Source organism: Pedobacter sp. GW460-11-11-14-TSB4 (assembly GCF_059423705.1).
The window spans coordinates 1-1,218 of sequence record NZ_JBWKYI010000071.1; the positions used below are offsets into that span (position 1 = coordinate 1).

A 1,218-nucleotide genomic window follows, 5' to 3' on the forward strand; every position below is an offset into this window, starting at 1 on the left:
AAAGGAAACCTTAAAAGCAGAGGTGAACTATGCTGCGATCCAGACTTACGATCTAGAACCTGTAACAGACCTCTGCTTTTTAGTTGAACAAGAACCATATAGAATTTTAGTCTAGCGGACTATTAAGGGATTCAGTTTTATTCAACTTTAGGATTTCCATTTCACTTAACCGTAAAGTTATGAATTATGAACTATTTGTTGGAATAGATATTTCCAAATCAACCATCGATGTTGCTGTTGTTACACAGGCCTGTTTCGACAAGCCCCTTCACCATGTTTTTAAGAACAGCTATGATGGCTTTGGCCTAATGCTGGAATGGCTTTCCATACATGGTATCGCGCCTAAGAAGGTTCTTTTCTGTTGCGAGCATACAGGTATTTATATCTGCCCCATAACCAACTTTATGCATGCAAATGATTTATCTATATGGGTTGAAAACGGGCTGCACATTAAGCGTTCCATTGGACTTAAACGGGGGAAATCTGATAAGGCTGACGCACAGGCAATCGCAAGCTATGCTTTTTCAAATCAGCACAAAGCCCGTCCTTACCTCCTTCCTTCGGCAACAAGCTCAAAACTCAAACACCTGCTGGCACACCGCGAACAGTTGGTAAGACACCAGACCTCTTTTAAATGCACTTGCTCAGAGCTTAAAGGATTTGATAGGGAGAACGCTGGCTATTGCATAGCCGATAGCCAGGAAATGCTTGCCCTTTACGCCGAACGGATAAAAAAGGTAGATATCGAGTTGGCAGCCTTAATAACAGAGGACCAGGAACTAAACGAACAGTTCAGCCTTGTGCAGAGCGTGCATGGGATCGGAAAGCAGACGGCTATGTTTATCCTGATCCATACTGAAGCCTTCGCTGCATTTTCAGACTACAGAAAGTTTGCGAGCTATTGTGGAATAGTCCCATTTCCACATAGCTCGGGGACGAGTATACGAGGGAGAAACCGGGTAAGCAACCTCGCCAATAAAAAACTAAAGGCGTTACTGACCATGTGTGCGCTAAACACGATAAAAAAAGATAACGAATTCAAACGATACTATGATCGAAAAAAAGCTGAGGGAAAAAACGCTATGTGTGTACTGAATGTGATAAAAAATAAGCTACTGAGCAGAGCTTTTGCTGCTGTTAAAAGAGGTACGCCATACCTCCTGGAGCCTGCTGCATAAATCTAAAGTAATGCTTCTCAGAAAAAAAACTTTTTATTTG

At 42.1% G+C, this 1,218-nt stretch carries 1 protein-coding gene; it reads left to right on the forward strand.

Translation table 11 applies throughout. The features are described 5' to 3' along the window. Positions 1-179: 179 nt before the first annotated feature. A complete protein-coding gene (locus tag AC07YT_RS25060; protein ID WP_086544852.1) occupies positions 180-1,178 on the forward strand; it encodes an IS110 family transposase in 999 nt (332 codons plus the stop codon). Positions 1,179-1,218: the final 40 nt, after the last annotated feature.